Raw genomic sequence first — 559 nt, forward strand, 5'->3', positions numbered from 1 at the left:
CCTGATTCTTTACGGTTATTTCTCCCCAGTCGACCTGAATTTGTTGCCCCATCGGTAGTTCCTCCACAGCTTCATGATCACGTACACGAACCACTTTTGGGATGTGGTAAATATCCCTTAATTCACTAACATACCCCCGAATAGTACTACTTCCAATTTTTATTCTAGGGTACTTTTCCTTTAACCAGTCCTCCACCTGAGCAGAAGAAATATCAGGATGTTCCTTTAGCCAACTTAATATAAGTTCACGGTGTGTATCTAACTTTTTCTCCCTACTCCCAGTTGATAACACCCACTCGGATGCTTGATTAAAATTCATGCTTAAATACTTATAAACTGTGTTTCTAGAAATCCCTAATTTTTTTGCAATAGCTGCTACTTTAAATCCTTGTTCCTTTAATTGATGAACCTTTATAAACAAATGTAACTTTTCCACCTTTCAAATCCTCCAGTAAACTATGATGACATAAAATCATAATAGACTAACTGGTGGTTATTTTGATAAAAAAGTGTTCAATTCTATCTGGCGGAAACTGTTGATTTTAGTTTAGCAGTTACA

Annotated in this window: 1 protein-coding gene; it reads right to left on the reverse strand. The window is 36.1% G+C overall.

Annotated elements, in window-relative coordinates:
• On the reverse strand, positions 1–436 hold a 436-nt coding region (locus ACTNDN_RS24980; protein ID WP_441132580.1), incomplete at its 3' end, for a helix-turn-helix domain-containing protein.
• Positions 437–559 lie beyond the last annotated feature (123 nt).

The organism is Niallia sp. HCP3S3_B10, from assembly GCF_052064465.1.
In the GTDB taxonomy this organism is placed as follows: Bacteria; Bacillota; Bacilli; order Bacillales; family Cytobacillaceae; genus Niallia; species Niallia hominis.